Below are 26,709 nucleotides of genomic sequence, written 5' to 3' on the forward strand. Positions count from 1 at the left end.
ATGTCCAGTGACCACCCCAACGGCGCACCCGGCGACGCCCCGAACACCCCCCACCCGGGCGAATCGGCCTACCCCCACACCCCACCGCCCCACCCCACCCCGGGCGAACCCGCACCCGCCGAAGACGATTCGACCACCCGCGGCACGCCCTCGACGAACCCCCAACCGACTACGCCCTTCGAGTGGCAATCGCCGATATCCCCCGCGCCCGGTGGCGAATTCGGAGCACTACCCGCGGACCAGCAGCCGCCCCTGCCGTTCGGTGCGGCTGCAGCACAGGATTCTCCGGCGGGTGAGAGCCATTCCGGCACACCACGAACCGGCCCGCAGGCGACCACCCCGTTTGGGCGGGAACCGTCCACGCCCGCAGCGCAGTTCGGTGCGCCGCCGTCCGGCACTCATCCGACGCTGCCGTTCGGTGAGGCCGCGGGCCACGAGGGGCCGAGTGCCGGGAGCGGCGATCTCGCTTTCGGCGGACCGCAGTTGACCAACCCGTTCGCCGAGGAATCGCCGAGGGCCGGTGGGTACCAGCCGACGCTCGCGTATCCGAGTGGTGCGGAGCCTGACCTACCCGGTAGTGGGTTCGGCACACCGGCTGGCGGGTTCGGGACGCCCATGTTCGGTGCGGCGCAGGACAATCCGGCGGAGCACGGCGGGCCCGGTAGCGAGGCGCCGCATCATCTCGGGGTGCCGCCGCTGGGGTATCCGCCGGCGTTCGAGATGCCTGTTCCCACAGTCGAATCCGCGAATGCGATGCCCGGCGTGGAGGATGCTCCGCCGCGGCGCGGGAAGATCGAGGTGCAGGAGGCGGGGGTCACGCGGCCGCGGCCGCCTACGGTGGCGGAGGCGCGGGCTCGGGAGAAGGCGCGGAAGCGGGCCGAGGAGCAGGCGCTGGCGGAGGCCGAGGCTGCTGAGACGAAGCGGCGGAATCGGAAGAAGCTGCTCATCGGTGGTGGCGCCATTGTGGGTGTGGCCGCGCTGGTGGGGGCCGGGTATCTGGCGTACGACGCGTGGAACGGGCCCGAGGTGACCGCGTATTGCACGGTGGTCGCCAAGCAGGGTGAGCAGGTGCCGATCGGCAATGGCCAGACCGTGACCGCGACGTCGGACAATCAGGAGATCGTCGTCCCGGACAACTACTGTTCGGACGCGGAGAACCACGGCAGCGGCATCAATCCGGGCTTCTTCTTCCTGGCGGGTCACTCCTACCGCTACTACTACGGCGGCACCGGCAGCATCGGCCACGCGCCGACCGGCGGTTCCATCTCCGCGCCGAGCGGCGCGACCATCAAGACCAAGAGCGGCAGCACGATTCAGCGCGGCGGACTGGGCGCGCGGCTTCACGGAGGTTCCTAGTGCGTCGAGTGCGCAGCGCCCCGCGACCGGGCTGGCAGCGGATCATCGAGAGCCAAGGCCTGGTCTACGGGTCACCGGGCATGGACGCCAACGGTCAGCCCCGGCCGTACTGGGACGAATCGGTGCACTACGAGTTCGACATGGACGAGATCCTCGCCATGGAGGCGCAGGTCGAGGTGCTGCACACGATGTGCCTGCACGCCGTCGAACAGGTCATCGTGACCGAGCGTTTCGCGGATTTCGGTCTGCCGCAATGGACCTGGGAGCACGTCGCCAACTCCTGGAAGCGTTCGGATCCGCACATCTACGGCCGCTTCGACCTGCGATACGACGGCCGCGGCCCCGCGAAACTGCTGGAGTACAACGCCGATACCCCCACCTCCCTACTGGAGGCGGCAATCGTGCAGTGGCACTGGCTCACCGACACCCACCCGGACGACGATCAGTGGAACTCGTTGCACGAGAAGCTGGTCGAGCGCTGGGGTGAGATGCGTGAGGCGCTCCCCACGTCACGCCTGCACTTCAGCTGGTCGGGCGCGGACTCCTCCGGTGAGGACAATGTCACCACCGCCTACATGCAGGAGACCGCCGCCGAGGCCGGCTTCGACACGGTGGCCCTCCCCATCGAGGATGTCGGATTCGACACGGAGCTGGACCGTTTCGTCGATCTCGCCGAGGCCCCCATCGAGGCCCTCTTCAAGCTGTACCCGTGGGAGTGGGCGCTGGACGACGAGTTCGGCCAGCGCGTGGTGAGGTCGCTCCCGCAGACCATGTGGATCGAGCCGCTGTGGAAGTCGTTGCTGTCCAACAAGGCGATCCTCGCGGTGCTGTGGGAGATGTACCCCGGCCACCCGAACCTGTTGCCCGCCTACCTCGACGACCCGCACGAACTCACCGAATACATTCGCAAGCCCAAGCTCGGCCGTGAGGGCGCGAACATGACGATCGTCGGCGCGGGCATGGAGACCGCGACCGGCGGCGTCTACGGCGAGGAAGGCTACGTCTACCAATTGCTGGACCCGCTACCGGAATTCGACGGTATGCGCCCGGTGCTGGGCGCCTGGATCGTCGGCGACACCTCCGCCGGCTTGGGCATCCGCGAAACGGTCGGCCTGATCACCGACGACACCTCGACCTTCGTGCCCCACCGCATTCCGCAGTAGGGCCCGCAACAGGTTTCAGCGCACCCGGCTGTATTTGATGAACGCCACACCGTCTTCGAAGACGCGGCTGGTGAGCACCCGGAATCGCGTGGGCTCGGGCAGGGCGGCGCCGGCGCCGAACAGCGGGCGTCCGGTGCCGAGCACGATCGGGTACAGCTTGAGCAGGATCTGATCGATCTCGGGTAGCAGCGTCTGCGCGAGTTCCCCGCCGCCGCACAGCCAGATGCCGAGTCCCTTCTCCCGCTTCAGTTCCCGGATGCGGGCGAGCGGATCCCCGTCGATGAGTTCGACATCCGGATCCGGCGCTTCGGGCAGCGTGCGGGACACCACGAACTGTCGTAGGTGCGCGTAGGGGCTCGAGGTGCCGGTGCGCACGCCGAAGTCGTGGGTCTTGCGGCCCATGACGACGGTGTCGAAGTTCTGGCACGGTTTCCGGTCCAGCCCGAATACCTGGCGCACCTTGGTGGGCAGGGTTTCGGGGTACTGGGCGATGATCGCGGGGCTGTGATCGCCCCCGACGGGGAAGAAGTCCACCGAGCCGTCCTCGGTGGCGATGAACCCATCGATGGTGGCCGAGACGTAGTAGGTCAGTTTGCGCATTCGTTCCTCCAGCCGGCACCACACATGCCGCTGTCAAAAAGGTAGCGCCTCAAAGCCTTCGATAGGGAGGCTCGACTCGACTTCGCACCCCGCGCACCGCGGTTCGGCAGCGACGGTGCGGTCGGTGGCACGGCTCGTCAGCCGGTCGGACGGGGTTTTTCAGCCGCGCGGGCGGGGCTGGCAGCGCGGGCAGGAGAAGGACGAACGATTCATGAACTTCTCCCGGCGCATGAGCGCACCGCAGCGCCGGCACGGTTCGTCCTCGCGGCCGTAGGCATTGAGCGACCGCTCGAAATACCCGGATTGACCGTTCACGTTCACGTACAGCGCGTCGAAAGAGGTCCCACCGGCCTGCAACGCCTCACCCATGACGGCCTGGGTCTCGGTGAGCAGACTCTGCAGCGCGGGCTTGGTCAGCTTGGCCGATACCCGTTCACCGTGCAGTCTGGCCCGCCACAGCGCCTCGTCGGCGTAGATATTGCCGACCCCGGACACGACGGTCTGATCCAGCAGCAGCCGCTTGATCTCGGACTGCTTGCCACGCAGCTTCTGCACGACCCGATCCGGGTCGAAGAGCGGATCCATCGGATCGCGCGCGATGTGCGCGACGGGTTCGGGCACGAGCGTCCCGTCCACCTCGACCAGATCGGAGACCTGCCAGCCCCCGAAGGTCCGCTGATCCACGAACCGGAGTTCGGCGCCGGAGTCCAGGGTGGCGATGATGTGCGCGTGCTTCTCCAGCGGCGCGTCGGCGGGCTGGACCAGCATCTGCCCGCTCATGCCGAGGTGCACGACGAGGGCGGTATCGGGCTCGTCGAAGGTGAGCCACAGGAATTTGCCGCGCCGCTGCGCGGAGTCGACGCGCAGTCCGGTGAGCCGGCCGGCGAGGTCTTCCGCGCCGAACGCGTGCCGCCGTACCGAGCGCGGATGTTTGACGGTCACATTGTCGACGACGCGGCCCACCACATGTTCGGCGAGCCCGCGCCGTACGACTTCGACCTCGGGAAGTTCAGGCATGACGCCCTAGCTCTTCGGCGCGGTACCGTCGGCCTTGTCCGCGGCGGCGTGTTCGGCGTTCAACGCCTGGTACGCCGCGCCGGCGGCCTTCTGTTCCGCTTCCTTCTTGGAGCGGCCCACCCCCTGGCCGTAACCCTTCCCGCCGATCACCGCGGTGGCGGTGAACTCCTTGTCGTGGTCGGGTCCGGTGGAGGTGATCTCGTAGCTGGGCACGCCGATGCCGCGTTCGGCGGTCAGCTCCTGGAGGCTGGTCTTCCAGTCCAGTCCGGCCCCCATGCGGGGTCCGCGTTCGAGCAGTGCCGCGAACAGGCGCAGCACCACGCCGCGTGCCGTGTCGATGCCGTGCTCGAGATGCACGGCGCCGAGCAGCGATTCCATGCCGTCGGCGAGGATGCTCGGCTTGTCCCGGCCGCCGGTGAGCTCTTCGCCCTTGCCGAGCAGCAGGTGCCGGCCGAGGCCGCCCGCGCCGAGACCACGCGCGACTTCGGCGAGCGCGTGCATATTGACCACGCTCGCACGAAGTTTCGCGAGTTCGCCCTCGGACTTGTCCGGGTGCTCCAGGTACAGGCGTTCGGTGATGCTCAGGCCCAGCACCGAGTCACCCAGGAATTCGAGGCGCTCGTTGGTGGGGAGCCCACCGTTCTCGTAGGCGTACGACCGGTGTGTCAGCGCCAAGCGCAACAAATCCGGTTGTACGTCCACGCCGAGTGCCTCGAGCAGGCTGGCGTGGTCGGCGCTGGCGCCCACGGCGGGAAGGTCCGCCGCGTCCTTGCTGGCGGTCACGGTCGGCAGAATCGGCGAAATCAGATCGCCGAGGTGACCTGACGGCCCTTGTAGGTGCCGCAGGACGGGCAGGCGATGTGGGGCAGGGTCTTCTGGCCACAAGCCCGGTTCGGGCAGGTGATCAGGGTCGGCGCGGTGGCCTTCCACTGGCTGCGCCGCGAGTGGGTGTTGCTACGGGACATCCGGCGCTTCGGAACGGCCACGACTACTTCTCCTCTGAATCAGTTTCGGCTGACGGGGTCGGTACGGTGCCATCGGCACCGGTACCAGGGCTGGAACTATCGACGGCAGTACCGTCGGTGACAGCGAAATTCGCGAGCCCGGCCCAGCGAGGGTCAAGTATCTCATGACCATGGTCGGAACCCGCAATCGCCATCCGTACGCCGCATTCCGGGCAGAGTCCGGCACAGTCCGGTTCACACAGCGGCTGCAGCGGGAGCTCCAGGCCGACGGCGTCGTGGATCACCGGTTCCAGGTCGATCATGTCGTCGACCAGGCGGTGGATCTCGTCTTCCTCGGTGGTCTGCTCGGTGGCGCTGTCCGGGTAGGCGAAGAGTTCGGTGAGCTGCAGTTCGATCTCGTCGGGGAACGATTCGAGGCAGCGCCCGCATTCGCCTGCGATCGGCGCGGTGACGGTGCCCATGACGAGCACGCCCTCGGAGACCGACTGCATTGTGAGATCCATCTCGATCTCGGCGCCGGCGGGGATGCCGACCATGTCGAGACCGATCTTGTCCGGGACGGCGTAGGCGCGATGCACCGTACGCAGCGATCCGGGTTTGCGTCCGAGACTGCGGGTGTCCAGCAGGAAACCCGCGTCGATCGTCTGGCGACGAGGACGCGCGGCTTTACCGGATTGGGCAGGCATGGAAGGACTCACTCACGTTCGGGGTGGAATGGGCAACCACTCAACAATACCGAAGCGTGCACAGAGTCCCAAACGGCCGGTTCAGCGGCGGAAACCCGAGCTCTCGGGGCGGAAACCCGAACTGCTCTCGGGGCGGAACTCGGAGGCGTAGTCCGGGACGCTCGAGCCGCTGCGCACCTGGTGGCGGCCGCGGCCGACGATGCGGAGGGTGCTGTGCAGGGTTTCCTCGAAGTCGGCGAGTTTGCCGTCGACGTAGTCGTCGCATTCCTGCCGGAGGCGGTCGGAGTCGGATTGGGCGGTGTCGATGAGGCGGGCCGATTCGGTGTGCGCGGCGCGGACCACCTCGGTGGCGGAGACGAGGCGTTCCTGTTCGGCCTTGCCGTCCGCGACCGAGCGGTCGTAGGAGGCCTGGCCCGCGGCGACGGCGCGGTCGGCCTCGGCGCGGGCGCGGGCGGTGACCGTCTCGTATTCCTGATTGCCGTCGGCCACAACACGTTCGGCTTCGGCCTCGGCGGAGGCGACCAGGTGGTCGGCGTGGGCGCGGGCCTCGGCGACCATGCGGTCGGCGTGCGCCTTGGCGTCGGCGAGGATGCGGTCGGCTTCGTCACGTGCGGAAGTGACTGTGTGGTGGGCCTGTTCGTTGGCGGTCTGCACCGTGGTCTCGGCGCCGACGCGGGCGTCGGTGACGATCTTGTCGCGGTGGTCGAGCACGTCCTGGGCGTCGTCGAGTTCGCCGGGGAGGGCCTCGCGGACGTCGTCGAGGAGTTCGAGAACCTCACCCCGCGGGACGATGCAGTTGCGGGTCGGTGGAATGCCGCGCGCCTCTTCGATGATGGCCACGAGTTCGTCGAGCGCTTCGAATACCCGGTACATGTGCTACCCCACTCTCCTGCCAGGACTCACGGCTGGACACTCCGCTTCCGCCAGTCTGCCTGCCTTCGCGCTGTCAACAAGGTCCGACACGGCGTGTCGCGCACTGTTTCCCATCCCACAAAATCAAGTGGAGGAAACCCCTCCAGTTGATGTTAAATTCATACAGCAGGAAAGTGTCGAGCCGCGGCGGTGACCCTGTGCGCGCGCTCGACCTGTTCGATGGGAAAGACAATGGCTGTCCTCGATGTCCAGGAGCGGGCTGTCGTACCCGTACCCGGGTTCGCGACCGCGTATGTCTACGACGTTGTGCGGTACACGGTGACTCGGCGGCTCGCACGTATCGGTGAATGGCTTCGTAGCGAACACGTACTGGCGCAGCTGATTCGCTTCGCCCTGGTCGGCGGGCTTAGCAATGTCGGCTATGTTCTGCTCTTCCTGGCCTTGCACGGCGACGGCCCGCAGGTGGCCAATCTGATCGGCTCGATCGTGAGCACCGCGGTGGCCAACGAGCTGCACCGGCGCCTCACCTTCAATGCGGCCGACCGGGTGCGCTGGTACACGGCACAAGTGGAGGGCGGCGCCCTGGCGCTGGCCGGCCTGGCCATCAGCTCGGGTGCACTGGCACTGCTCACGGTGGCCGCGCCCGGCCTCGACGATATAGCGGAAGCCATTGCGGTGGTGATAATCACAGCCGCCGTCGGCACTCTCCGCTTCCTCACCCTCCGTCTCTGGGTCTTCTGACCCCTGCGAATTCCGTTCGGGCGGTTCCGGTATGTCACCGGAACCGCCTTCGTCGTGTCTGCGTCAAACCGGGCAACCAACGACGAAAGGGGCCCCGACATGGAGCAACGGCGCGGATGCCTTGGGCGACGCCGGAATACGCCAGGCCCGAAACCCCCGCATCTCCCCCACCACCCCACCCCCTGCTTCCATCCCACCCACCGCTCACGCCCGCGCCCGGAGTCGGAATGAGCACGCGGGCGGGCGGTGCGCCTGCGAGCCGGACCGGAAGGCAGTGTGCGGCACACGGTTCCGCACTGCGGAAGATCACCGGACACGGCGGGCCCGGAACATCGGAAGCCGCCTCCGCAGCGGGGCGGCGGGAGGGGCATCGGCAGCTCATCGATGTTGTAGTGGCCGAAATGAGTGAGCAGACGGTGGTCAGTCATCAGTCGGCGGCGGTGGTGTACGGGACCACATTGTGGCGGACGCCGTTGGAGCGGGTGTGTGTGACGCGGAATCGGCGGGGTGGCGGCCGGGTGCGGGCGTTGACGAAAGTGCATGGGTCGCCACTGGATTCGGCGGCCGAGGTGGAGGGGCTGCTGGTGACGGCGCCGGCGCGGACCATCGTCGATCTGGCGCTCACGCTGCCGGTCGATGCGGCGGTGGTGGCGGGCGATGCGCTGGCGGGGGCCTTCGGGATCGCCGGGGATGAGCTGGCGCGGGAGCTTGCGGGGGCGGCTGGGCGGCACGGAATTGTGCAGGCTCGGCGGGTGGTGGAGCTGATCGACGGGCGCAGTCAGAGTATCGGGGAGTCGTTGAGCCGCATCATGATCCGGCGGCACGGGCTGCCGCTCCCCCGCTCGCAGGGGAATGTGCTGACGCCGGATGGGCGGTTCGTGGCGCGGGTGGATTTCTATTACGCGGCGGAGGGGGTGTTGTGCGAGTTCGACGGGCCCATCCGGCACGGCCGGCTGCTCGGGCCGGGGCAGGATGTGGCGGCCGCCGTGCATCGGGAGCAGATCCGGGAGAACTACCTGCGCGCCTTGGGTTTCGAGGTGGTGCGGTGGACCTGGGACGATCTCGTCCATGATCGGGTGGGGCGGCGATTGCGCGCGGCCCTGTCCCGGCGGCGGGCGCTGCGGCCCGATGGGCGTATCGAGCCCGCGACGGCGCCGGATGCCCGCCGGGTCCGGATCGTGCGGCTGCGATCGGAGGTCGAATGAGGCAAGGCGCCCGGCCGCGCGGGTGGGTCCGGGTTCAGTTCTTGCGTTCGGCCAGGCGGGCGAGGAGGCGCTTGTGGACCGTGGGCGGTAGCAGGTCGGCGATATCGCCGCCGTAGGCCGCGACCTCCTTGACCAGGGAGCTGGAGACGAAGCCGTAGGCGGGGTTGGTGGCGATGAAGAAGGTGTCGACGCCGGTGAGCTTCCGGTTCATCTGCGCCATCTGCAGTTCGTAGCCGAAGTCGTTGCTGTCGCGCAGGCCCTTGACGATGGCGGTGAGGCCCTCCTGCTTGGCGAAGTCGACCAGCAGTCCGCGCCAGGATTCGACCCGCACATTGGGCAGGTGCGCCGTCACCTCACGGATCATCTCCATCCGCTCGTCGATGGTGAACATGCCCTGCTTGTTGGGATTCACCACGACCGTGACGACGACCTCGTCGAATTGCGCCGCCGCCCGCGCGAAGATGTCGACATGTCCATTGGTCACCGGGTCGAACGACCCGGGGCACAGTGCTCCAGCCATGGTCGAACGCTAGCAGGGCGCGTCAGACCGGTTCGTACTCGGCCAGGTCGATCCGGGTCTCGCCGTACGTGCGCGACTTCAGCGCGGAAAACTCCGGGGGCCAGGACAGTTCGGGCGATCGGATGGACCGTTCCACCACCACGATCGCACCCTCGTGCAGCCAATTGCCGGACACCAGGGCGCGGAGATCGCCGAGGACATCGGTGATGTCGAGGGCGTAGGGCGGATCGGAGAAGATGAGGTCGTAGCGCTCGGGCGGGGGCCCGGCGAGCACGCTCGCCACCGCGCCCGGCCGCAATTCCGCACCGGGCAAGCCGAGGTCGCCGATATTGCCGCGGATGATCGCCGCGGCCTTCTTGTCGGATTCGACGAGCAGCGCGTGGGATGCGCCGCGCGACAAGGCTTCCAGGCCGAGCGCGCCCGACCCCGCGTAGAGGTCCAGCACCCGCACACCGTCGAAGTCCATGCGCGCGTGCAGCACACTGAACAGCGCCTCGCGCACGCGATCGGAGGTCGGGCGGGTGCCGGCGGGCGGCACCCGTAGGCGACGGCCGCCGGCCGTTCCGGCGACGATGCGGGTCATCGGATGACCGCCGTCCCGCGGCCCGGGGTGGACCGGGCCGCGGATAGGCGTGGGGCAGCGGTCATTCGGCCGCGGCCTCCGTGAGGTTGACGTCGACCAGCAGGTCGCCGCCTTCCACCTGCTGGACCTTGGAGATGGCCACGCGGCGGACGGTGCCGCCGCGGGGCGCGGTGATGGCGGCTTCCATCTTCATCGCCTCGATGGTGCCGATGGTGTCGCCCGCCGAGACCGAATCGCCTTCGGAGACCGCGAGAGTGACGACGCCCGCGAACGGCGCGGCGATGTGGCCGGGGTTGGTCTTGTCGGCCTTCTCGGCGGTGGGGACCTCGCTGGAGATGGAGCGGTCGCGGACGGCGACGGGTCGCAGCTGGCCGTTGAGGATGCACATCACGGTGCGCATGCCGCGCTCGTCGGGCTCGGAGATGGCTTCCAGGCCGATGAGGAGGATGACGCCCTTCTCCAGCTGGACGTGGTGTTCCTCGTCGTGGCGCAGGCCGTAGAAGAACTGGTTCGCGGACAGTCCGGTGGTGTCGCCGAACTTCTCGCGGTGCGCGAGGAATTCGGCGGTGGGGCCGGGGAACAGCAGCCGGTTGAGGGTGGCGCGGCGTTCGTCGGACGAACCGTTGAGGCCCGCTTCGTCGTCGGCGGTGAGCTGGGTTTCCGGCTTGGCGGGCCCGCGGCCGGCGAGGGCGCGACTGCGGAAGGGCTCGGGCCAGCCACCGGCGGGCGTGCCGAGTTCGCCACGGAGGAAACCGATTACGGAATCCGGGATGTCGTAGCGCGCCGGATCGGCGGCGAAGTCCTCCACGTCCACGCCGGTGCCGACCAGTGCGAGCGCGAGGTCGCCGACCACCTTGGAGGAGGGGGTGACCTTGACCAGGCGGCCCAGGAGCCGGTCGGCCGCAGCGTATTTGGCTTCGACTTCCTCGAACTGGTCACCGAGGCCGAGGGCGATGGCCTGCTGACGCAGGTTCGACAGCTGGCCACCCGGGATCTCGTGGTGGTAGACGCGACCGGTGGGGCCGGGCAGCCCGGATTCGAAGGGCCCGTACACCTTTCGCAGCGCTTCCCAGTACGGCTCGAGATCGCACACGTTCTGCAGGTTCAAGCCGGTGTCATACGGCGAATTGGCCGCTGCCGCAACGATTGCCGAGAGCGCGGGCTGAGAAGTGGTGCCCGCCATGGGCGCCGATGCGCCGTCGACTGCGTCGGCTCCGGCCTGCCATGCGGCGAGGTAGGTGGCCAGCTGTCCGCCGGGGGTGTCGTGGGTGTGGACGTGCACGGGCAGATCGAATTCCCGCCGCAGCGCGGTGACCAGTGTGTGCGCGGCCGGTGCGCGCAGCAGTCCGGCCATGTCCTTGATGCCGATGATGTGCGCCCCGGCGTCGACGATCTCCTCGGCGAGCTTGAGGTAGTAGTCGAGCGTGTAGAGGTTCTCGTCCGGGTTGGAGAGATCGCCGGTGTAGCTCATGGCGACTTCGGCCAAAGCTGTACCGGTTTCCCGCACCGCGTCGATGGCGGGCCGCATCTGGTCGACATTGTTGAGGGCGTCGAAGATGCGGAAGATGTCGATACCGGTGGCGGTGGCTTCGGAAACGAAAGCGCGCGTGACCTTTTCCGGGTAGGGGGTGTAGCCGACGGTGTTGCGGCCCCGCAAAAGCATCTGCAGGTTGATGTTCGGCACGGCCTCGCGCAGCGCGGCGAGCCGCTCCCACGGATCCTCGAACAGGAATCGCAGTGCGACGTCGTAGGTCGCGCCGCCCCAGCATTCGATGGACAGCAGTTCCGGCGTCATCCGCGCCACATGCCCGGCCACGTCGAGCAGGCCGTTGGTGCGCACGCGGGTGGCGAGCAGCGACTGGTGCGCGTCACGGAAGGTGGTGTCGGTGACGGCCACGCCTTCCCGGTTGCGCAGCCATTGCGCGAACCCTTCGGGTCCGAGTTCCAGCAGCTTCTGCCGTGATCCGGCGGGCGGTGGCACGGTCATGTCGAGGGCGGGCAGCTTGTCGTGCGGGTACAGCTTGGTGGGCCTTGATCCGTGCGGCTTGTTCACGGTGACGTCCGCGAGGTACTGCAGGATCTTGGTGCCGCGGTCGGCGGAGCTCTTGAGCGTGAGCAGTTGCGGCCGCTCTTCGATGAACGAGGTGTTCACGTGTCCCGCGCGGAAGTCCGGGTCGTCCAGCACCGCGAGCAGGAACGGGATATTGGTCGTCACGCCACGGATCCGGAATTCGGCGACGGACCGGCGCGCCCGGGCGATGGCGGTGCGGAAGTCGCGTCCGCGGCAGGTGAGCTTGACCAGCATGGAGTCGAAGTAGGCGCCGACCTCCGCACCGACGTTCGCGCCGCCGTCGAGGCGGACGCCGGCGCCGCCCGGGGAGCGGTAGCCGGTGATGCGGCCGGTGTCGGGCCGGAAGCCGTTGGCGGGGTCCTCGGTGGTGATGCGGCATTGCAGTGCGGCGCCGCGGATCTGGATCGAATCCTGGCTCAGCCCGAGGTCTTCCAGCGTCTCGCCGGCGGCGATGCGCATCTGGGACTGCACCAGGTCGACATCGGTGATCTCCTCGGTGACCGTGTGCTCCACCTGGATTCGCGGATTCATCTCGATGAAGACGTGCTTGCCGCGCTCGTCGAGCAGGAATTCGACGGTGCCCGCGCAGCTGTAGCCGATCTCCTCGGCGAAGGCCACGGCGTCGGCGCAGATGCGGTCGCGCAGTGCGGGATCCAGGTTCGGGGCGGGCGCGAGTTCGATGACTTTCTGATGCCGCCGCTGCAACGAGCAGTCGCGCTCGTAGAGGTGGATCACATTGCCCTGCTGATCGGCGAGGATCTGCACTTCGATGTGGCGCGGGTTGATCACGGCCTGCTCGAGGAACACGGTCGCGTCACCGAAGGCGGACTCCGCTTCCCGCGCGGCGGCTTCGATGGCTTCGCGCAGCTGTGCCCGATCCGCGACCCGCCGCATGCCGCGCCCGCCGCCGCCGGCGACGGCCTTCACGAAGACGGGGAATTCCATGTTCGCCGCGGCGGCGAGCAGTTCGTCGACGTCGGCGGAGGGTGCGCTGGAGTTCAGCACCGGGAGTCCGGCGGCCTTGGCGGCGGCGATGGCGCGCGCCTTGTTGCCGGTGAGTTCGAGGACGTGCGCGGACGGTCCGATGAAGGTGATGCCTTCGCTCGCGCAGGCGGCGGCGAGGTCCGGGTTCTCGGAGAGGAAGCCGTATCCGGGGTAGATGGCGTCGGCTCCGGCGCTCTTGGCGGCCTTGATGATCTCCTCGATCGACAGGTAGGCCCGGACGGGGTGTCCGGGGGTGCCGATCTGGTACGCCTCGTCGGCCTTGAGCCGGTGGACGGAGTTGCGGTCCTCGTACGGGAACACCGCGACTGTTCCGGTGCCGAGCTCATACGCCGCGCGGAAGGCGCGAATGGCGATCTCGCCGCGGTTGGCGACCAGGACTTTGGAGAACATTCGCCTAAGGTACCTGCCTCCGGATACGGAACGGGCACCGAATCCCGTTCTCAGGAATCTTCACAGAGCCGCCGCCCGGATTGCGAATTTGTGTTAATCACTCGGACACATGCCTGCCGGTGAGGCTTGTGTTCCGGACGCTCGCCGATTGGCCGAGTTGCTAAGCAGCGCACCGGCACCGCGGCCGCGGGATCACCGCCGCCTAGGCTGGGCGCATGACCCAAGAGCAGCCCCTGCGGTACCGCCTCATCACCGGACCGGACGACGCCACCTTCTGCGAGCGGATCAGCGCATTGCTGGAACAGGGGTATCGCTTGTACGGTTCGCCGGCGGTCACCTTCGACGGCACCGATGTGATCGCAGCGCAGGCGGTGGTCCTGGACGATCGATCGGCCCGGATCCGGGAGGCGTGAGCCGGCGAACTCCAGGCGCATTCGGTTCGGGGTGCCGTGGGCAAACATTCCGGATATGGTTCAGCCGCGCCGCCGAGTGGGTACACGTACGATGAGTACTCGCGCGCAGAGCCGCCCGTAGCACCGAATTCGCATGCTACGCAGATACACCGGACCGGCGAGTGCCTCGGAGAATCGGGGAAATCGCGGCGAGTCCACTCGATACTGCGATGTTTGCGAAGCCGAATCGGTACCATCCTGCACTGTGCGCAAGATGTATGCGGGTGCCCGACTACGGCGGTTGCGCGAGGAACGGCGGATGACCCAGGCGGCCTTGGCCAAATCCCTGGATCTTTCGCCCAGCTACCTCAACCAGCTCGAGCGTGATCAGCGACCGCTCACCATTCCGGTGCTGCTGAAACTGAACTCCACCTTCGATCTGGATGTGCAGTTCTTCGCCGCCGACTCCGATGCCCGATTGGTGTCGGATCTGCACGAGATCCTGGTGGAGGCGGCGGGTGGTAACGCCGCGCCGGTGGCGGAGGTCGAGGATCTGGCCACCCGCATGCCGGAGGTCGCGAAAATCGTTGTGGCCATGCATCGCCGACTACGCGCGGCGACCGACCAGTTGGATCTTTTATCCTCGAAGGTCGCCACGCCCACCGGCGCACCCGGGGTACCCATGCCCTACGAGGACGTCCGCGACTTCTTCTACGATCACCACAATCACATCGCCCAGCTGGATCTCGCCGCCGAGCGATTGTTCGAGGACAGCGGGCTCACCATCGGCTCGCTGGACCGCCAGCTGGCGCGGGTCGCCGAGGAACGCGCGGGCGTGACCGTCCTGGTCCGCGGCGACGGGGCCGATCCCAATATCCCCAAGCGCCACTACGAACCCGAAACGCGCACACTGACTCTCGCGCGCCGGCTACGTCCCGGGCAGCGCGCCTTCCAGATCGCCACCACCCTCGCCTTCCTGCTGCACGGCAGTCTGCTCGACGAGGTGCTGGACGAAACCCCGTCGCTCACCGATGAATCCCGCACGCTGGCCCGGATCGGGCTGGCCAATTACTTCGCGGGCGCGCTGGTCCTGCCGTACGGCAAGTTCCTGCGCTCGGCGGAGGAGCTACATTACGATATCGACCTGCTCAGCCTACGTTTCGAGGTCGGCTTCGAAACCGTCTGCCATCGGCTGAGCACCCTGCAGCGGCAGGGGCATCGGGGGGTGCCGTTCTTCCTCATCCGCGCCGATCGCGCCGGGAACATCTCGAAACGCCAGTCCGCCACCGCTTTTCACTTCTCTCGCGTGGGCGGCAGCTGCCCGCTGTGGGTGGTGCACGAGGCGTTCGCCCATCCGGGCCGCATGCTCACGCAGGTCGCCGCCATGCCGGACGGCCGCCGCTATCTCTGGATCGCGCGCACCACGACGCCGCCGCCGACCGGATTCGGCCAGGGCGGTAAGGAATTCGCGATCGCGCTGGGCTGCGATATCGAATACACGGATCGGCTGATCTACGCCAAGGGCCTGCAGCTCGACGATCCGGCGGCCGCGGTGCCGATCGGGGCGGGGTGCAAGGTGTGCGAGCGGCCCAACTGCGCGCAGCGCGCCTTCCCGCAGATCGGCCGGCCGCTCGCCATCAGCGAGAACACGAGTTCGGATCTGCCGTATCCGCGGCTGCCGCGCTGAAATCGTTTCCCCGCAACTTTTTCGATCTAGTTCCGGCAGCGGTCCAGCAAACCGAATTTCGCGTCCAGCAAACCTGGTACCGCCGGGTATTGAATACCAAAAGGTATTCTTTTCCTGGTGCCAGGGGAAATACCTTGTCCGCGCAATGATCTCGCGAATTTGCCGGACATCAACTGGTCACCGTGTGTAGCCTCTGCAGTCGCTCGAAGTCTTCTGAACAAAGCGGTGGCGCGGTGCTCGGTATTGATGGATGCCTGAAACTCATCATGGACATTCCGGGCGCTCGTAGCGCCACCCTCGTGGACGGGGCCAGCGGGCTCGCCATCGCCGCCGCCGGGCGGCACGACCTCGTGGACCAGCACGAAGACGCCGCGGCCGCCACCGATGTGGTGCGTGCCGTGCTCACCTGTCCCGCCCTCGCCACCGGTCGCCCGGGCGATGACATCACCGCGATCATCATCGCCGGCACCCACGGATATCACCTGCTCAATATGATCAACGGCGACTTCGACGGACGCTTGTTCGTGCATGTGCTGTTCGATGACGAGACAGGCAATCTCGGTTTAGCGCGATTCCAGCTCCGGGCGATTCTCGAGGAATTCGCCGAGGACAGTCATGAGCGATGAACTCGCATTCGAACTGCAACGGCTGGAACAACAACGCGGCACCGGCACCCTGCATTCGGGTGCGGGAGCTATCCATCTGGTGGACGGTGCGGTCACCGCGGCAGACTGCCCGCACACCACCGGGCTGGATCGGCTGCTCATCGAGGCGGGCGTGGCGACGGTCGAGGAATGGCGGCGCGCCCGCGCCGGCGAACCGGGCGGCCTGCTGGCGCGGTCGCGGCTCGAAACCTTCGCGCTGCTGGCGGTTTTCGATGCCGCCTACTTCCTGCTCGCCGCGCCCGCGCCACTGGAATTCCGGCCCGGGCCGCCGCACTGGCTGGCCGCCGCCTGCCGCATCACCCCGGGCGCGCTGCTGCACGAATGCCGGCGCCGCGGGAATCCGGATGCCCCGCCGTGGCCGGTGACCCTGGTCGATCAGGCGCCGGTGGTGCCGATCCGGCGGGTGCGGCGCCGGCGGGTGGTGCTCACCGGCGGGCAGGCCGAGGTGCTCGCCGCCGCGGATGCCCGGCGCAGCATCGCCGCCATCGCCCGGGATCTGGGGCGCACCACCTACGGCTGTCTGCTCGCCGTGCGGGAGCTGACAGTGGCGGGGCTGGTGGAGCCGCCGGTCGTGGTCGTACTGCCGGATCCCTTGCGCGACCGGCTGTCCGAGCCCGTGCGGCCCGATCCGACGCGGCCCGACCCGATGCTGCCCGGCCCCGCGCTGCCGATACCCCCGCGGTCCGAATCGCAGGCCCCACCCCTGAGACGCCGGGTCCGGCAGGCGACCTCGGTCGCCGTCCCCGATCGGTGGGAACCGCCGGACCGCGATGTGCTCGTCCGCCTGCGGGCGGCCCTGGAGGAGCTGGCATGAACGGGTCAGGCGCGGAGGAGCCGCTCCGCCACCCCGCGCTGGCCTGCGTAACCACGCAGCGCCCCCGATCATGCCTCCGAAGGAACAGCATGACCGAACGGAAAGGGAGGCGGCCTTGGAGGACCTGGCGTGACCGCGCGCAAGAGGCGGACCGGATTGATAGGAAGGTTGACCAAAGTGACCATGTCCGGACCCGAACCGAACACGGCGGTGCTGGCGGAGCTGCGGACGCTACGGGAACGGGTACCGCAGCTGACCGGTTCGCTGGTGGCGTCCACGGACGGGCTGCTCATCGCACACGATCTGCCGGCACACATCGAACCCACCGGAATGGCCGCGCTCACGGCGGCGCATCTCTCGCTGTCGCACCGGCTTTCGGTCACCGCGCACGGCGGCGGTTTCCAGGAGGTGGTGGTCGACAGTGCGGAGGGCCATGTGGTCATCTACGCGGCCGGTTGGACCGCGTCGCTCACCGTGCTCGCGGGCCCGGGCGTGAATGTCGGCCGCCTCCACCTCGAATCGCGTCCCGCAGCCCGGACCATCGCCGCGCAGTTGTCGGCGATCACCAACTCCAACCGGACAGACCAGATGACCGACACCAAATGAGAACACCGAAACACCGATTGAAAGGAATGAACATGTCCAATATGGATCTGGCCCTCAAGGACATGATGGTGATAGACGGCGCCCTGGGCGCCGCTGTCGTCGACTACAACAGCGGGATGGCGCTCGGGATGCTGGGCAGCTCCAAGGCTTTGGACCTGCAGGTGGCCGCGGCCGGCAATACCGAGGTGGTGCGGTCGAAGATGCGCACCATCGAACAGCTCGGCCTCAATGAGGATATCGAGGACATCCTCATCACCCTGAGCAGCCAATACCATGTCATCCGCCCGATGACGGGCCGCAAATCCAAAGGCCTGTTCCTCTATCTGGCGCTCGATCGGAATCGCGCCAACCTGGCGATGGCGCGCCACCGGCTCAAAGGCATCGAAGAAGACCTCGAGGTGTGAACCCGTTCGCGGCGCCTGGACACGGGATCTGGGGATGCGGGCGCCGCCACACCCCGCGCGAATTTCACGCACGGGAAATATATCTTCGCCGAATGATGTGCGGTAGCAACATCTTCCGAGTTACTCCTGCGGTGGACCGGATAATGTGATCGATCTATGATCGAAGTTCGGGGTCGACGGCGGGGGGTCACCGACGTGCCGACCTGGTTGCGACGGGACGGACCCGTCGATCCGATCGCGGTGCTGAGCGTCGCACGGCAGGTGGCCGCGCATCTGAGCGAAGGCCCGGCCGGCGCGGGCGGAAGGGCCGCGGCGCGGCGATTGCGCTGGCTGCTGGGCGTGCACGCGGTGGGGTTGGCCGGCCTGTCCGGAACCGTGGAATGGTCGGGTCGGCCGGTGGACGAGGCGGCCGCGCTGGAATTGGCGGCGGCGGCCCCGCACAGTGAAAAGTTCACCGGGAAGCCGGGTTTGGCGGCGGTGCCGCTGATCGTCGACCACGAGGTGACCGGAGTCCTCGTGGTGGACGGGCCGAGCGCCGGCAAGGCGGTACGCGAGGCCGCCTGGCTGGTGGAGAACGCGCTGGAGCGCAGGCACGGCGAATACACCACGGTCGCCGACGAATTCGAGGCCATCGAGACCTATCTCGTGCTGCAGCGGGCGGTGATGGGCGAGCGGCTGCAGGTGCAGATCCGGGTGGTGCCCGATGTGCTGGCCGTGCCGCTGCCGTATCTGGTGCTGCAACCCTTGGTGGAGAACGCCATCCGGCACGGCCTCGAACCGCTCGGCCGCGGCGGCACCGTGCAGGTGCAGGGCGAGGCCCGCAATGGCGACTGCGTGATCAGTGTGGAGGACGACGGAGTCGGCATGGCGCCCGCGGAGGTGGCGGCGCTGCTGGCCGGTAAGGCCACTGGGCGGGTCGGCCTGAGCAATGTGGATCGGCGGCTGCGCACCGCCTACGGGCCCTGGTACGGGCTGGTCGTGGAGACCGAACGCGATGCCGGGACCCGGGTGCTGGTCCGGGTTCCCCTGTCCCAGCCGGGAGTGCTGCCGTCATGACGAGAACCCTGCCCCGCCTGCGCGTCCTGGCGGTCGACGATGTGCCCTCCGCGCTGGCGGACCTCACCCGGCTGCTGCGCGAGGCCCCCGAGATCGAGGAGGCCGCCACCGCCGGCACCACCCTGGACGCCCTGCGCCGCATCCAGAACGAGCGCTTCGACGCGGTGTTCCTGGATATCTCCATGCCGGGACTGGACGGGCTGGAACTGGCGAATCTGCTGGCCCAGCTGTCGGATCCGCCGATCATCGTGTTCGTCACCGCCCACGACCGGCACGCGGTGGCCGCCTACGGGATCGGCGCGGTCGACTACCTGCTCAAACCGGTACGCGCCGAACGTCTTTCGGCCGCCATGGCCAAGGTGCTGCGCATGCTGCCGGAGGCCCCCGCCACCACGGTGTCCCCCGATCTCGCCGACGCCATGTCCGCGCTGCCCGTGGACAGTGGCGGCCGCACCTGCTACATCCGCCGCAGCGAGGTGCAGTTCGTGGAGGCCCAGGGTGACTACGTGAAGCTGCACACCGCCTCCGGCGCGCACCTGGTGCGCATGCCCATCTCGCGGCTCGAAGAGTACTGGGAGAGTGCGGGATTCGTGCGCACCCACCGGGGTTTCCTGGTGGCCGTGGACGCCATCCGGGAACTGCGCACCGATTCCGTGCAGGGGTTGCGCGCCCATACCGAGCTCGGCGATGTGCCCGTCAGTCGTCGGCACGCCCGCGAACTGCGCGGGCGTCTGCTGCACGCGGCCCGCCGCACCGAGAACGGGAAACCCTGATGGCCCGCCGCGCCACCGTCATGAGCCCGCAGACGCGGCTGGCGCAGGCTCGCGGCCGCCGCCGCCCGCCCCGGCATCTGGTCCTGCCGCCGGTGACCGATACCGAACGGGCCCTGCGCAATTACCGTGCGCAGCGGCGGCGGGCGATCCCCGCGCTGGTCCTGCTGGCGGTGCTGCTGATCGGTATTCCGGTGACGCAGAGCGTCTTTCCCGGTCTGGATCGGGTGCGGGTGTTCGATATTCCGGTGTCGTGGATCATGTTGTGGCTGTTGCCCTATCCGGCGCTGGCGGCCCTGGGTGGCTGGCAGTTGCGGCGTGCGGAGGCGGTGGAGCGGGGTCGTTGATGGTCGGAGTGGTGGCTGCCGCGGGGGTGATGCTGGCGACTTTGCTGATCGGGTTGCGCGGGGTGGCGGCCATGCGCACGACCTCCGATTTCCTGGTGGCGTCGCGGCGCATGCCGCCGCTGGTGAATTCGGCCGCGGTCTCGGGCGAGTCGACGTCGAGGCTGCAGTGGCCTGATGAACATCACGATCTTCGGCGCGGGCGGAATGGGGCTGTACTTCGCGGCCGTACTCGCCCGCGCCGGGCATCGGGTCACCGTCGTCGGCCGGGCGGACACCGTCTCGGCCGCGGCGGCCGGACCACTGGTGCTCGGGCAAGGGGGAGCGGAACTTTCGGTACCGGGAGTACGCGCGGTGACGGAGGTCGCGTCCGATGACGGACCGGCGGATCTGATCGTCGTCGCGGTGAAGGCGTGGCAGGTCGCCGAGGCGGCGACCGCACTGCGGCCACTGGTCGGACCGGGCACCACCGTGCTGCCGGTCCAGAATGGTGTGGAAGCGGGCAGTGATCTCGCAGAGTCGCTGGGGGCGGAAGCGATCCTGGGCTGTACCTGCGTGGTCATCGCACAGCGCGTCGGGCCGTGGGCGGTGCGATGTCTGGGCGGGCATGCCACGGTGGAGATCGGTCCGCTCGCAAGGGAATCCGGCGCGGACCGTCGGCGGAACGATGCGGGCGCCGCGGCGCTCGCGGCCGCCGGGATCGGCGTCACCCGCTCCGCGGATATCGAGGCCACGTTGTGGCGCAAACTCATGCTGATCTCCTCCTACGGCGGAGTCGGCGCGCTGGCCCGGCAGCCGGTCGGTATCACCCGCACGGAACCCACTACCGCCGAACTGGTTCGAGCGGCCATGGTGGAAGTGCTGGATGTGGCGCGTGCTCGCGACATCGCGCTCGGCGGGCACGATGTGGATCGGATGATGAAGGTGTACTTCGGATTCAGCCCCGACACCACGTCCTCCATGCAACGCGACCTGGCCGCCGGGCGGCCCTCCGAGCTGGAGTACCAGAACGGCGCGGTCGTGCGCTTCGGCCGCGCGGCCGGGGTGCCGACACCCATCCACCGGACCATCTACGCCTCGCAACTACCCGCTGAACTACTCGCCAGAGGACAGCGATCATGACCGAGATCCGCCACGCCACCGAGTCCGGCAGTGCCACAGGCGCTTCCGCTCCCCCGCTACCCGCCCAGCTCGGCCTCGCCGGGGTGATCGCCGTCAGCATCGGCAACTTCCTGGTCGCCTTCGACGCGTCGGCGGTCAATGTCGCCCTGCCGACCATCACCGGCGAGCTGCACTCCTCGGCGGGCTCGGGCCAATGGTTCCTCGACGGCTACACCATTCCGCTGTGTGTGTTCCTCATGGTCTCCGGCGCCGCCGGTGACCGCCTCGGCGCGGCGAAGGTCTACAAGCTGGCGCTGACCGTCTTCCTGGTCGCGTCGGCCCTCTGCGCCGCCGCGACCACCGGCCCCGAACTGATCGGGGCGCGAATCCTGCAGGGCGCCAGCGCCAGTTTCGCCCTGCCCATAACCCTCGCCATCCTCGGCAAGGGCATTCCGGACGTGAAACGACGGGCCCGCATGATCGGCGCCTGGGGCGTGGTCGGCGGCGTGGGCATCGCCTCCTCACCGCTGCTCAGCGGGCTGGTGACCGGGTATCTCGGCTGGCGCTGGATGTTCGCGGTGAACGTCCCCATCTGCCTGATCGCCCTCTGGATGCTCCGCCGCTTCTCCGACGCGCCGGAAACCGTGCGGCGCAAGGTGAATCCGGCCTCCCAGATCCTGCTCTGCGTACTGCTGACCGCGGTCGCGGCGGCCTTGATCGAGGGCCGCCACGGCGAATGGCCGGTCTGGCTCCTGGCCGCGGCTGCCGCCCTGGCCGTGATCGCGGCCGCCGGCCTTCTCCGCATCGAACTCGGCTCCGCGAATCCGACTGTGCCACCGGAGCTTTCCCGCAACAGGCCGTACCTGCTGGTGGCGCTGACGGGCGGCTGCTACCAATTCGCCTCCTACGGCTCCCTGCTGGTCCTGGCCCTCCTCCTGCAACGCAAGCACGGCCTCACCGCCGAGCACACCGGCTACGTCCTGCTGATCTGCTGCATCAGCTGGTTCCTCGGCAATGTGACCGCGCTGATCATCAGCCCGGCCCACCGCGACCGCGCTATCGTCCTGACCGCGGCCCTCGGACTGGTCGGCGCCGCCGGCTCGGCCCTGCTGTCGCTGAGCGGAAACCTCTACGCGGCCATGGTCCCCACCGCGCTGATCGGTTATGCCGCAGGCGTTCTCGCCTCGTCGCTGAGCGCCGCCGCCATGCATCTCAGCCCCGCCCCGGTGGCCGGCACCGCCGCCGGCCTCCTCAATACCAGCCGCCAATCCGGCATGGTGATCGCCGTGGCCGTCCTCGGCGGCATGACCTTCTCCCAGCAATTGTTGTGGCCGATGCTCCTGATCGCCGCCGCCTTCGCCGGGGTCCTCACCACCGGCCGCCTGGCTCTCCGCCAGGGTGGTTAGTGGTTGCCGTGCGGTCCGGGCGCCGCGCTGCCGTGGTATTCGCCGAGATCGCTGACCAGCTGGTTGATTTCGGGATGGCCGTCGTAGCGCCGCTGATGTAGGGCGGCGATCTTCGCGCCCATCTCGGGGTCGGGGTCGTCGGTGATGTCGAAGGATACGAACTTGTCCACCAGGGGCAGGCCGATGCGATCGGTGTGCAGGTGGGCGGGGTGGATGAGGTATTCCCAGTAGCCGTCGAGATCATCGATGACGTAGGTCGCGCCGAAGTCGTATTCGCCGCCGTAGTCGGGCCCGACGATGAAGTGCCGCACCGACGGGATCCGGCGGCCTTGGTTGCGCAGGCTTTCCAGCGCTTCCTCGAGTCGATCGGCCGGGGTGCCGGGCTTGATGGTGAAGCGATTGCCGTGGTAGATCATCGTTTTCAACCTTCCGAGTGTGTGACTGCTCAATCAATCGAGCAGGTGAGTGACTGTACACTCACTCCTATTCGGTGTCACCCCTCGTTGGTTGATCATCCAAGGTCCGCACGAATACTTCGGATCCGGCAGCGGTGTCGGTCCGAGCCCGCCGGCGCTGTACTTACCCGAGTCTCACGCCGCCGGACCAGGCGGCCTGTTGCGGAGGGTGACGTACCGAATGGACCTGAACACGATCGAGAGCTGGCGGCCGGCACGCACTCGCGAGGACCTGACGCTGGCGCCGGGCGAGGCGTTCCTCGGGGGCGGAACCTGGCTGTACTCCGAACCGCAGGTACACACCACCGGACTGGTCGACCTGGGCGCCATGGGCTGGCCCTCGATCGAGGAGACGCCCGAGGGGTTGCGCATCGGAGCCACCTGCACCGTCGCCGAACTGTCCCGCATCCGCCGGCGCGCGGAATGGACGGCGCATCCGATCTTCTTCCAGGCCGCCACCGCCCTGCTGGCCTCGTTCAAGATCTGGAACGTCATGACCGTCGGCGGCAATATCGCCCGGTCCTACGCCGCCGCGTCGATGGTGTCGCTGGCCTCCGCGCTCGACGCCACCGCACTGATCTGGACCGCCGCCGGCGGGCAGTACACGATGCCCGTCGCCGAGCTGCCGACCGGCAACGGGACCAGCCTGCTGCGGCGCGGAGATGTGCTGCGCTGCATCGACATTCCCGCACACGCGCTGCGCGCCCACACCGGCTTCCGGAAGATCGCACTCGCCGAGATCGGCCGCAGCGGAGCGGTTCTCACCGGCCGCGTGGACGAATCCGGCGCCGCGGTATTCACTATCACCGCCGCCACCCTGCGCCCCGTGGTGCTGCGCTACCGCAGCCTGCCCTCCGCCGCCGAACTGCGCGCCGACAGCCGCAATGCCGACGGCTACTACACCGACCCGCTGGGCAGCGCCGACTGGCGGCGCGCCGTCAGCGGAGTACTGCTCGAGGAAATCCGACAGGAACTGGCGCCATGGAACTGAACATCAACGGCAAGTCGTGCTCCGCCGACCCCCGCGCGGGACAATGCCTGCGCACCTTCCTGCGCGACCAGGGACACTTCGAGGTCAAAAAGGGTTGCGACGCAGGCGATTGCGGGGCCTGCGCGGTGCTCGTCGACGGGAAGCCGGTGCACTCGTGCATCTATCCGGCGCAGCGCATCGAGGGCCGGAAGGTCACCACGGTCTCCGGGCTGGGGACCGTCGACAATCTGCATCCGATGCAGCAGGCCTTCGTCGACAACTTCGCCTTCCAATGTGGTTTCTGCACAGCCGGAATGATCGTCACCGCGTCGACGCTGGCCGAGGATCAACTCGGTGACATGCACCGGCTGATGAAAGGCAGCCTGTGCCGGTGCACCGGTTATCGGTCGATCCGGCAGGCGATCCGGCAGGGCGTCGCCGGCTGCGGCGGCCGCGCACCGGACGACGCCGACCGCGCCTCCGCCGGTGACCGGCCGTCGAAGGTCGGGACCTCGGTGAATCCGCCGGCGGCCAAGCGGGTCGTCACGGGCACCGAGCCGTACACCTTCGATGTGAATGTGCCCGGCGCACTGCACATTCGAGTGCTCGGTTCCGCACACGCGCACGCGCGGATCATCGCGATCGACACCCGGGCAGCCGAAGCCCTTCCCGGTGTCGCGCTGGTGCTCGACCATCGCAATGTGCCGAAGGCCCGGTACTCCACCGGACAACACGAACGCCGCACCGACGACCCCCACGACACCCGGATCTTCGATGACGTAGTGCGTTTCAAGGGGCAGCGCGTCGCGGCGGTGGCCGCTACCACGGCGGCCGCGGCCGAAGAGGCGTGCCGGCTGATCACGGTGACCTACGAAGTCCTGTCCTCCGTGCACGATCCCGAACTCGCCCGCACCCCGGGCGCGCCCCTGGTGCATCCGGAACTGCTGGACACCGATCAACCGGCCGACGAACTACCCCTCGACCCTGCGCGAAATGTGGTGGCCGCCATCCACGATGGCATGGGCGGTGATATCGAGCAGGCCCTCGCGGAGTCCGAGGTCACGGTCTCGGGTGAATGGCGCACCCAGCGGGTATCGCATATGCAGCTCGAAACCCACGGCAGCATAGGGTGGCTGGACCGGGACGGGCGCTTGGAGATCCGCACCAGCTCCCAGGTTCCCTTCCTCACCCGCCGCACCCTGTGCCGGCTGCTCGAACTTCCGGAGGACCGGGTGCGGGTGTTCACCAAGCGCGTGGGCGGCGGGTTCGGCGGCAAGCAGGAGATGCTCACCGAGGATCTGGTGGCGCTCGTGGTCCTGCGCACCCACAAACCCGCGATCTACGAGATGAGCCGTCCCGACGAATTCGCGCGCACCTCGGTGCGTCATCCCTTCCGGGTGCGGGTCCGGCTCGGCGCGCGCCGCGACGGCCGGCTCACCGCCATCGCACTGAACGTGCTCTCCGATACCGGCGCCTACGCCAATCACGGGCCCGGCGTGATGTTCCACGCGTGCGCCGAATCGCTCAGCGTGTACCGCGCACCGGTGAAGCGGGTCGACGCCCAGACGGTCTACACCAACAACCTGCCCTCGGGCGCCTTCCGCGGTTACGGTCTGGGCCAGGTGATCCTGGGCGTCGAGTCGGCAATGGACGAACTCGCCATCGCCCTGGACATGGACCCGTTCGAGCTGCGGCGAATCAATGTCGTCGGCAATGGCGACCCACTGATCGAAGCGCACCCGGCGGACGCGGGCCTCGTCTACGGCAGCTACGGCCTCGACCAATGCCTGGATCTGGTGCAGCGCGGCCTTTCCCGCGGCAACGGCGTACCCGCCCCGGAAGGTCCGCACTGGCGGGTGGGCGAGGGCATGGCCATCGCCATGATCGCCACCATGGCCCCCTTCGGCCACGTCTCCAAGACCACCCTGTCGGTAGCACCCGACGGCACCTACACCGCCGCCGTCGGCACCTGCGAATTCGGCAACGGCACCACCACCGTCCACACCCAGATCATCGCCACCGACATGGCCACCGAACCCGGCCGCGTGGTCCTCACCAACGGCGACACCGACGGCGCCACCTACGACACGGGCGCCTTCGCCTCGGCAGGAATCACAGTGGCGGGCAAGGCATTACACGCCAGCGCCCTCGCCCTGCGCCGCCTCCTGCTCGGCGTCGCCGCCGACCTCACCGGCACTGAGCCGGGCGACTGCGCAATGCTCCCCGACGGCGTCCACACCCCCTCACGAAACATCGGCTTCGCCGAACTCATCGCCGCCTGCCCGGCCGAAAACCGCAACGGCGACACCGCTTTCGCCCGCGGCGAGGAACTCGGCGAATTCCGCTCCCTGGCCTGGAATGTGCACGGCTTCCGCGTCGCCGTCGACACCCGCACCGGCGCCGTCCGCATCCTGCAATCGGTACACGCCGCCGACGCCGGCACCGTCCTGAATCCGGAACAATGCCGCGGCCAAGTGGAAGGCGGCATCGCACAAGCCCTCGGCACCGCCATGTACGAGGAGGTCATGGTCGACGACCAGGGCACCCTCCTCACCCCGGTCCTCCGCGCCTACCGCATCCCGCAAATGAACGACGTCCCCGAAACCGAGATCCACTTCGCCCGAACCTTCGACGAACTGGGCCCGTTCGGCGCGAAGTCGATGAGCGAAAGCCCCTACAACCCCGTCCCGGCCGCCCTCGGCAACGCAATCCGCCGCGCAGTCGGCGACCGCCCTTGCGAGACACCGTTCTCCCGCGACCGAATCTGGCGCCTGATCAACGACCCCGAAGCCATGCCCACCTGGGCCCGATCCGTCCGCGTCACCACCAACGACTCGGCCCGGTCGACCGTCGGCGTCCGCTAG

General features: G+C 68.3%; 27 protein-coding genes. 17 read left to right on the plus strand and 10 right to left on the minus strand.

Annotation, left to right across the window (positions count from 1 at the left end):
• Window positions 1-1,356, plus strand: a complete 1,356-nt coding sequence (locus ACH438_RS08485; RefSeq protein WP_397002714.1) for a hypothetical protein — start codon at window positions 1-3, stop codon at window positions 1,354-1,356.
• Window positions 1,356-2,519 carry a glutathionylspermidine synthase family protein gene (locus ACH438_RS08490; RefSeq protein WP_397002716.1) on the plus strand — a complete coding sequence of 388 codons (1,164 nt, stop codon included), beginning with the start codon at window positions 1,356-1,358 and terminating at the stop codon, window positions 2,517-2,519. The genes ACH438_RS08485 and ACH438_RS08490 overlap by 1 nt, the downstream gene beginning before the upstream one ends.
• Before the next feature lie 15 nt (window positions 2,520-2,534).
• On the opposite strand, the gene ACH438_RS08495 is transcribed toward ACH438_RS08490, so the two are convergent.
• The 6 genes from ACH438_RS08495 to ACH438_RS08520 form a co-directional block, all read right to left on the minus strand.
• Window positions 2,535-3,119 (minus strand): dihydrofolate reductase family protein, encoded by a 585-nt coding sequence (locus ACH438_RS08495; RefSeq protein WP_397002718.1) that lies wholly within the window; start codon window positions 3,117-3,119, stop codon window positions 2,535-2,537.
• A gap of 159 nt (window positions 3,120-3,278) precedes the next feature.
• Complete coding sequence (gene mutM / locus ACH438_RS08500; RefSeq protein WP_397002720.1) at window positions 3,279-4,136, minus strand: bifunctional DNA-formamidopyrimidine glycosylase/DNA-(apurinic or apyrimidinic site) lyase; 858 nt, start codon at window positions 4,134-4,136, stop codon at window positions 3,279-3,281.
• Between the two features lie 6 nt (window positions 4,137-4,142).
• On the minus strand, window positions 4,143-4,919 hold the full coding sequence (gene rnc / locus ACH438_RS08505; RefSeq protein WP_397002722.1) for a ribonuclease III: 777 nt from the start codon (window positions 4,917-4,919) through the stop codon (window positions 4,143-4,145).
• Between the two features lie 20 nt (window positions 4,920-4,939).
• Window positions 4,940-5,122, minus strand: coding sequence for a 50S ribosomal protein L32 (rpmF, locus tag ACH438_RS08510; protein WP_397002724.1), 183 nt, complete (start codon window positions 5,120-5,122; stop codon window positions 4,940-4,942).
• 2 nt (window positions 5,123-5,124) lie between these two features.
• Complete coding sequence (locus ACH438_RS08515) at window positions 5,125-5,787, minus strand: YceD family protein (protein WP_397002726.1); 663 nt, start codon at window positions 5,785-5,787, stop codon at window positions 5,125-5,127.
• Between the two features lie 81 nt (window positions 5,788-5,868).
• Window positions 5,869-6,660 carry a DivIVA domain-containing protein gene (locus tag ACH438_RS08520; RefSeq protein WP_397002728.1) on the minus strand — a complete coding sequence of 264 codons (792 nt, stop codon included), beginning with the start codon at window positions 6,658-6,660 and terminating at the stop codon, window positions 5,869-5,871.
• Between the two features lie 231 nt (window positions 6,661-6,891).
• Between ACH438_RS08520 and ACH438_RS08525 the strand changes: the two genes are divergently transcribed.
• Window positions 6,892-7,401 (plus strand): GtrA family protein, encoded by a 510-nt coding sequence (locus ACH438_RS08525; RefSeq protein WP_397002730.1) that lies wholly within the window; start codon window positions 6,892-6,894, stop codon window positions 7,399-7,401.
• Window positions 7,402-7,802: 401 nt separating this feature from the next.
• On the plus strand, window positions 7,803-8,606 hold the full coding sequence (locus ACH438_RS08530) for a hypothetical protein (RefSeq protein ID WP_397002732.1): 804 nt from the start codon (window positions 7,803-7,805) through the stop codon (window positions 8,604-8,606).
• 34 nt (window positions 8,607-8,640) lie between these two features.
• On the opposite strand, the gene coaD is transcribed toward ACH438_RS08530, so the two are convergent.
• The 3 genes from coaD to ACH438_RS08545 all read right to left on the minus strand — a co-directional run bounded on the left by coaD (window position 8,641) and on the right by ACH438_RS08545 (window position 13,175).
• A complete protein-coding gene (gene coaD, locus ACH438_RS08535) occupies window positions 8,641-9,126 on the minus strand; it encodes a pantetheine-phosphate adenylyltransferase (protein ID WP_397002734.1) in 486 nt (161 codons plus the stop codon).
• Between the two features lie 22 nt (window positions 9,127-9,148).
• Window positions 9,149-9,709 (minus strand): 16S rRNA (guanine(966)-N(2))-methyltransferase RsmD, encoded by a 561-nt coding sequence (rsmD, locus tag ACH438_RS08540; protein ID WP_397002736.1) that lies wholly within the window; start codon window positions 9,707-9,709, stop codon window positions 9,149-9,151.
• Window positions 9,710-9,770: 61 nt separating this feature from the next.
• Window positions 9,771-13,175 (minus strand): pyruvate carboxylase, encoded by a 3,405-nt coding sequence (locus ACH438_RS08545; protein WP_397002738.1) that lies wholly within the window; start codon window positions 13,173-13,175, stop codon window positions 9,771-9,773.
• A 215-nt stretch (window positions 13,176-13,390) separates the two neighbouring features.
• Between ACH438_RS08545 and ACH438_RS08550 the strand changes: the two genes are divergently transcribed.
• From ACH438_RS08550 to ACH438_RS08600, 11 genes are all read left to right on the plus strand, one after another.
• Window positions 13,391-13,588 carry a DUF1737 domain-containing protein gene (locus ACH438_RS08550; RefSeq protein WP_397002740.1) on the plus strand — a complete coding sequence of 66 codons (198 nt, stop codon included), beginning with the start codon at window positions 13,391-13,393 and terminating at the stop codon, window positions 13,586-13,588.
• 244 nt (window positions 13,589-13,832) lie between these two features.
• Window positions 13,833-15,254 carry a short-chain fatty acyl-CoA regulator family protein gene (locus ACH438_RS08555; protein ID WP_397002742.1) on the plus strand — a complete coding sequence of 474 codons (1,422 nt, stop codon included), beginning with the start codon at window positions 13,833-13,835 and terminating at the stop codon, window positions 15,252-15,254.
• A 233-nt stretch (window positions 15,255-15,487) separates the two neighbouring features.
• Window positions 15,488-15,880 (plus strand): hypothetical protein, encoded by a 393-nt coding sequence (locus ACH438_RS08560; protein ID WP_397002744.1) that lies wholly within the window; start codon window positions 15,488-15,490, stop codon window positions 15,878-15,880.
• Window positions 15,870-16,733 carry a hypothetical protein gene (locus ACH438_RS08565; protein ID WP_397002746.1) on the plus strand — a complete coding sequence of 288 codons (864 nt, stop codon included), beginning with the start codon at window positions 15,870-15,872 and terminating at the stop codon, window positions 16,731-16,733. The genes ACH438_RS08560 and ACH438_RS08565 overlap by 11 nt, the downstream gene beginning before the upstream one ends.
• 183 nt (window positions 16,734-16,916) lie before the next feature.
• Window positions 16,917-17,339: a roadblock/LC7 domain-containing protein gene (locus tag ACH438_RS08570; RefSeq protein WP_397003701.1), complete on the plus strand. Its 423-nt coding sequence runs from the start codon at window positions 16,917-16,919 to the stop codon at window positions 17,337-17,339.
• A gap of 32 nt (window positions 17,340-17,371) precedes the next feature.
• Window positions 17,372-17,743, plus strand: coding sequence for a hypothetical protein (locus ACH438_RS08575; RefSeq protein WP_397002748.1), 372 nt, complete (start codon window positions 17,372-17,374; stop codon window positions 17,741-17,743).
• Window positions 17,744-17,899: 156 nt separating this feature from the next.
• Window positions 17,900-18,799 carry a sensor histidine kinase gene (locus ACH438_RS08580; protein ID WP_397002750.1) on the plus strand — a complete coding sequence of 300 codons (900 nt, stop codon included), beginning with the start codon at window positions 17,900-17,902 and terminating at the stop codon, window positions 18,797-18,799.
• Window positions 18,796-19,572, plus strand: a complete 777-nt coding sequence (locus ACH438_RS08585; RefSeq protein WP_397002752.1) for a LytR/AlgR family response regulator transcription factor — start codon at window positions 18,796-18,798, stop codon at window positions 19,570-19,572. Before ACH438_RS08580 ends, ACH438_RS08585 begins: the two co-directional genes overlap by 4 nt.
• Entirely contained in the window at window positions 19,572-19,916 is a 345-nt protein-coding gene (locus tag ACH438_RS08590) for a hypothetical protein (RefSeq protein ID WP_397002754.1), read from the plus strand. Before ACH438_RS08585 ends, ACH438_RS08590 begins: the two co-directional genes overlap by 1 nt.
• 174 nt (window positions 19,917-20,090) lie before the next feature.
• The gene (locus ACH438_RS08595; protein WP_397002756.1) at window positions 20,091-21,035 is read left to right on the plus strand and encodes a ketopantoate reductase family protein; all 945 of its coding nucleotides are present in this window, start codon (window positions 20,091-20,093) and stop codon (window positions 21,033-21,035) included.
• Window positions 21,032-22,420 (plus strand): MFS transporter, encoded by a 1,389-nt coding sequence (locus ACH438_RS08600; protein ID WP_397002758.1) that lies wholly within the window; start codon window positions 21,032-21,034, stop codon window positions 22,418-22,420. The genes ACH438_RS08595 and ACH438_RS08600 overlap by 4 nt, the downstream gene beginning before the upstream one ends.
• On the opposite strand, the gene ACH438_RS08605 is transcribed toward ACH438_RS08600, so the two are convergent.
• Window positions 22,417-22,836, minus strand: coding sequence for a Dabb family protein (locus ACH438_RS08605; RefSeq protein WP_397002760.1), 420 nt, complete (start codon window positions 22,834-22,836; stop codon window positions 22,417-22,419). The two genes, ACH438_RS08600 and ACH438_RS08605, sit on opposite strands and share 4 nt — an antisense overlap.
• A 220-nt stretch (window positions 22,837-23,056) precedes the next feature.
• On the opposite strand from ACH438_RS08605, the gene ACH438_RS08610 reads away from it, so the two are divergent.
• Entirely contained in the window at window positions 23,057-23,866 is an 810-nt protein-coding gene (locus ACH438_RS08610) for an FAD binding domain-containing protein (protein ID WP_397002762.1), read from the plus strand.
• A complete protein-coding gene (locus ACH438_RS08615) occupies window positions 23,857-26,709 on the plus strand; it encodes a molybdopterin-dependent oxidoreductase (RefSeq protein WP_397002764.1) in 2,853 nt (950 codons plus the stop codon). Before ACH438_RS08610 ends, ACH438_RS08615 begins: the two co-directional genes overlap by 10 nt.

The sequence above is a fragment of the Nocardia sp. NPDC020380 genome, assembly GCF_044386975.1.
In the GTDB taxonomy this organism is placed as follows: Bacteria; Actinomycetota; Actinomycetes; order Mycobacteriales; family Mycobacteriaceae; genus Nocardia.

Excerpts from the sequence above, each read along its gene's own strand:
- ACH438_RS08485 (WP_397002714.1), top strand. The coding sequence starts at position 1 with ATGTCCAGTGACCACCCCAACGGCGCACCCGGCGACGCCCCGAACACC.
- ACH438_RS08495 (WP_397002718.1), bottom strand. The coding sequence starts at position 3,119 with ATGCGCAAACTGACCTACTACGTCTCGGCCACCATCGATGGGTTCATC.
- mutM (WP_397002720.1), bottom strand. The coding sequence starts at position 4,136 with ATGCCTGAACTTCCCGAGGTCGAAGTCGTACGGCGCGGGCTCGCCGAA.
- ACH438_RS08515 (WP_397002726.1), bottom strand. The coding sequence starts at position 5,787 with ATGCCTGCCCAATCCGGTAAAGCCGCGCGTCCTCGTCGCCAGACGATC.
- ACH438_RS08520 (WP_397002728.1), bottom strand. The coding sequence starts at position 6,660 with ATGTACCGGGTATTCGAAGCGCTCGACGAACTCGTGGCCATCATCGAA.
- ACH438_RS08525 (WP_397002730.1), top strand. The coding sequence starts at position 6,892 with ATGGCTGTCCTCGATGTCCAGGAGCGGGCTGTCGTACCCGTACCCGGG.
- ACH438_RS08530 (WP_397002732.1), top strand. The coding sequence starts at position 7,803 with ATGAGTGAGCAGACGGTGGTCAGTCATCAGTCGGCGGCGGTGGTGTAC.
- coaD (WP_397002734.1), bottom strand. The coding sequence starts at position 9,126 with ATGGCTGGAGCACTGTGCCCCGGGTCGTTCGACCCGGTGACCAATGGA.
- rsmD (WP_397002736.1), bottom strand. The coding sequence starts at position 9,709 with ATGACCCGCATCGTCGCCGGAACGGCCGGCGGCCGTCGCCTACGGGTG.
- ACH438_RS08545 (WP_397002738.1), bottom strand. The coding sequence starts at position 13,175 with ATGTTCTCCAAAGTCCTGGTCGCCAACCGCGGCGAGATCGCCATTCGC.
- ACH438_RS08550 (WP_397002740.1), top strand. The coding sequence starts at position 13,391 with ATGACCCAAGAGCAGCCCCTGCGGTACCGCCTCATCACCGGACCGGAC.
- ACH438_RS08565 (WP_397002746.1), top strand. The coding sequence starts at position 15,870 with ATGAGCGATGAACTCGCATTCGAACTGCAACGGCTGGAACAACAACGC.
- ACH438_RS08570 (WP_397003701.1), top strand. The coding sequence starts at position 16,917 with ATGTCCGGACCCGAACCGAACACGGCGGTGCTGGCGGAGCTGCGGACG.
- ACH438_RS08575 (WP_397002748.1), top strand. The coding sequence starts at position 17,372 with ATGTCCAATATGGATCTGGCCCTCAAGGACATGATGGTGATAGACGGC.
- ACH438_RS08580 (WP_397002750.1), top strand. The coding sequence starts at position 17,900 with ATGATCGAAGTTCGGGGTCGACGGCGGGGGGTCACCGACGTGCCGACC.
- ACH438_RS08585 (WP_397002752.1), top strand. The coding sequence starts at position 18,796 with ATGACGAGAACCCTGCCCCGCCTGCGCGTCCTGGCGGTCGACGATGTG.
- ACH438_RS08590 (WP_397002754.1), top strand. The coding sequence starts at position 19,572 with ATGGCCCGCCGCGCCACCGTCATGAGCCCGCAGACGCGGCTGGCGCAG.
- ACH438_RS08595 (WP_397002756.1), top strand. The coding sequence starts at position 20,091 with ATGAACATCACGATCTTCGGCGCGGGCGGAATGGGGCTGTACTTCGCG.
- ACH438_RS08600 (WP_397002758.1), top strand. The coding sequence starts at position 21,032 with ATGACCGAGATCCGCCACGCCACCGAGTCCGGCAGTGCCACAGGCGCT.
- ACH438_RS08605 (WP_397002760.1), bottom strand. The coding sequence starts at position 22,836 with ATGATCTACCACGGCAATCGCTTCACCATCAAGCCCGGCACCCCGGCC.
- ACH438_RS08610 (WP_397002762.1), top strand. The coding sequence starts at position 23,057 with ATGGACCTGAACACGATCGAGAGCTGGCGGCCGGCACGCACTCGCGAG.
- ACH438_RS08615 (WP_397002764.1), top strand. The coding sequence starts at position 23,857 with ATGGAACTGAACATCAACGGCAAGTCGTGCTCCGCCGACCCCCGCGCG.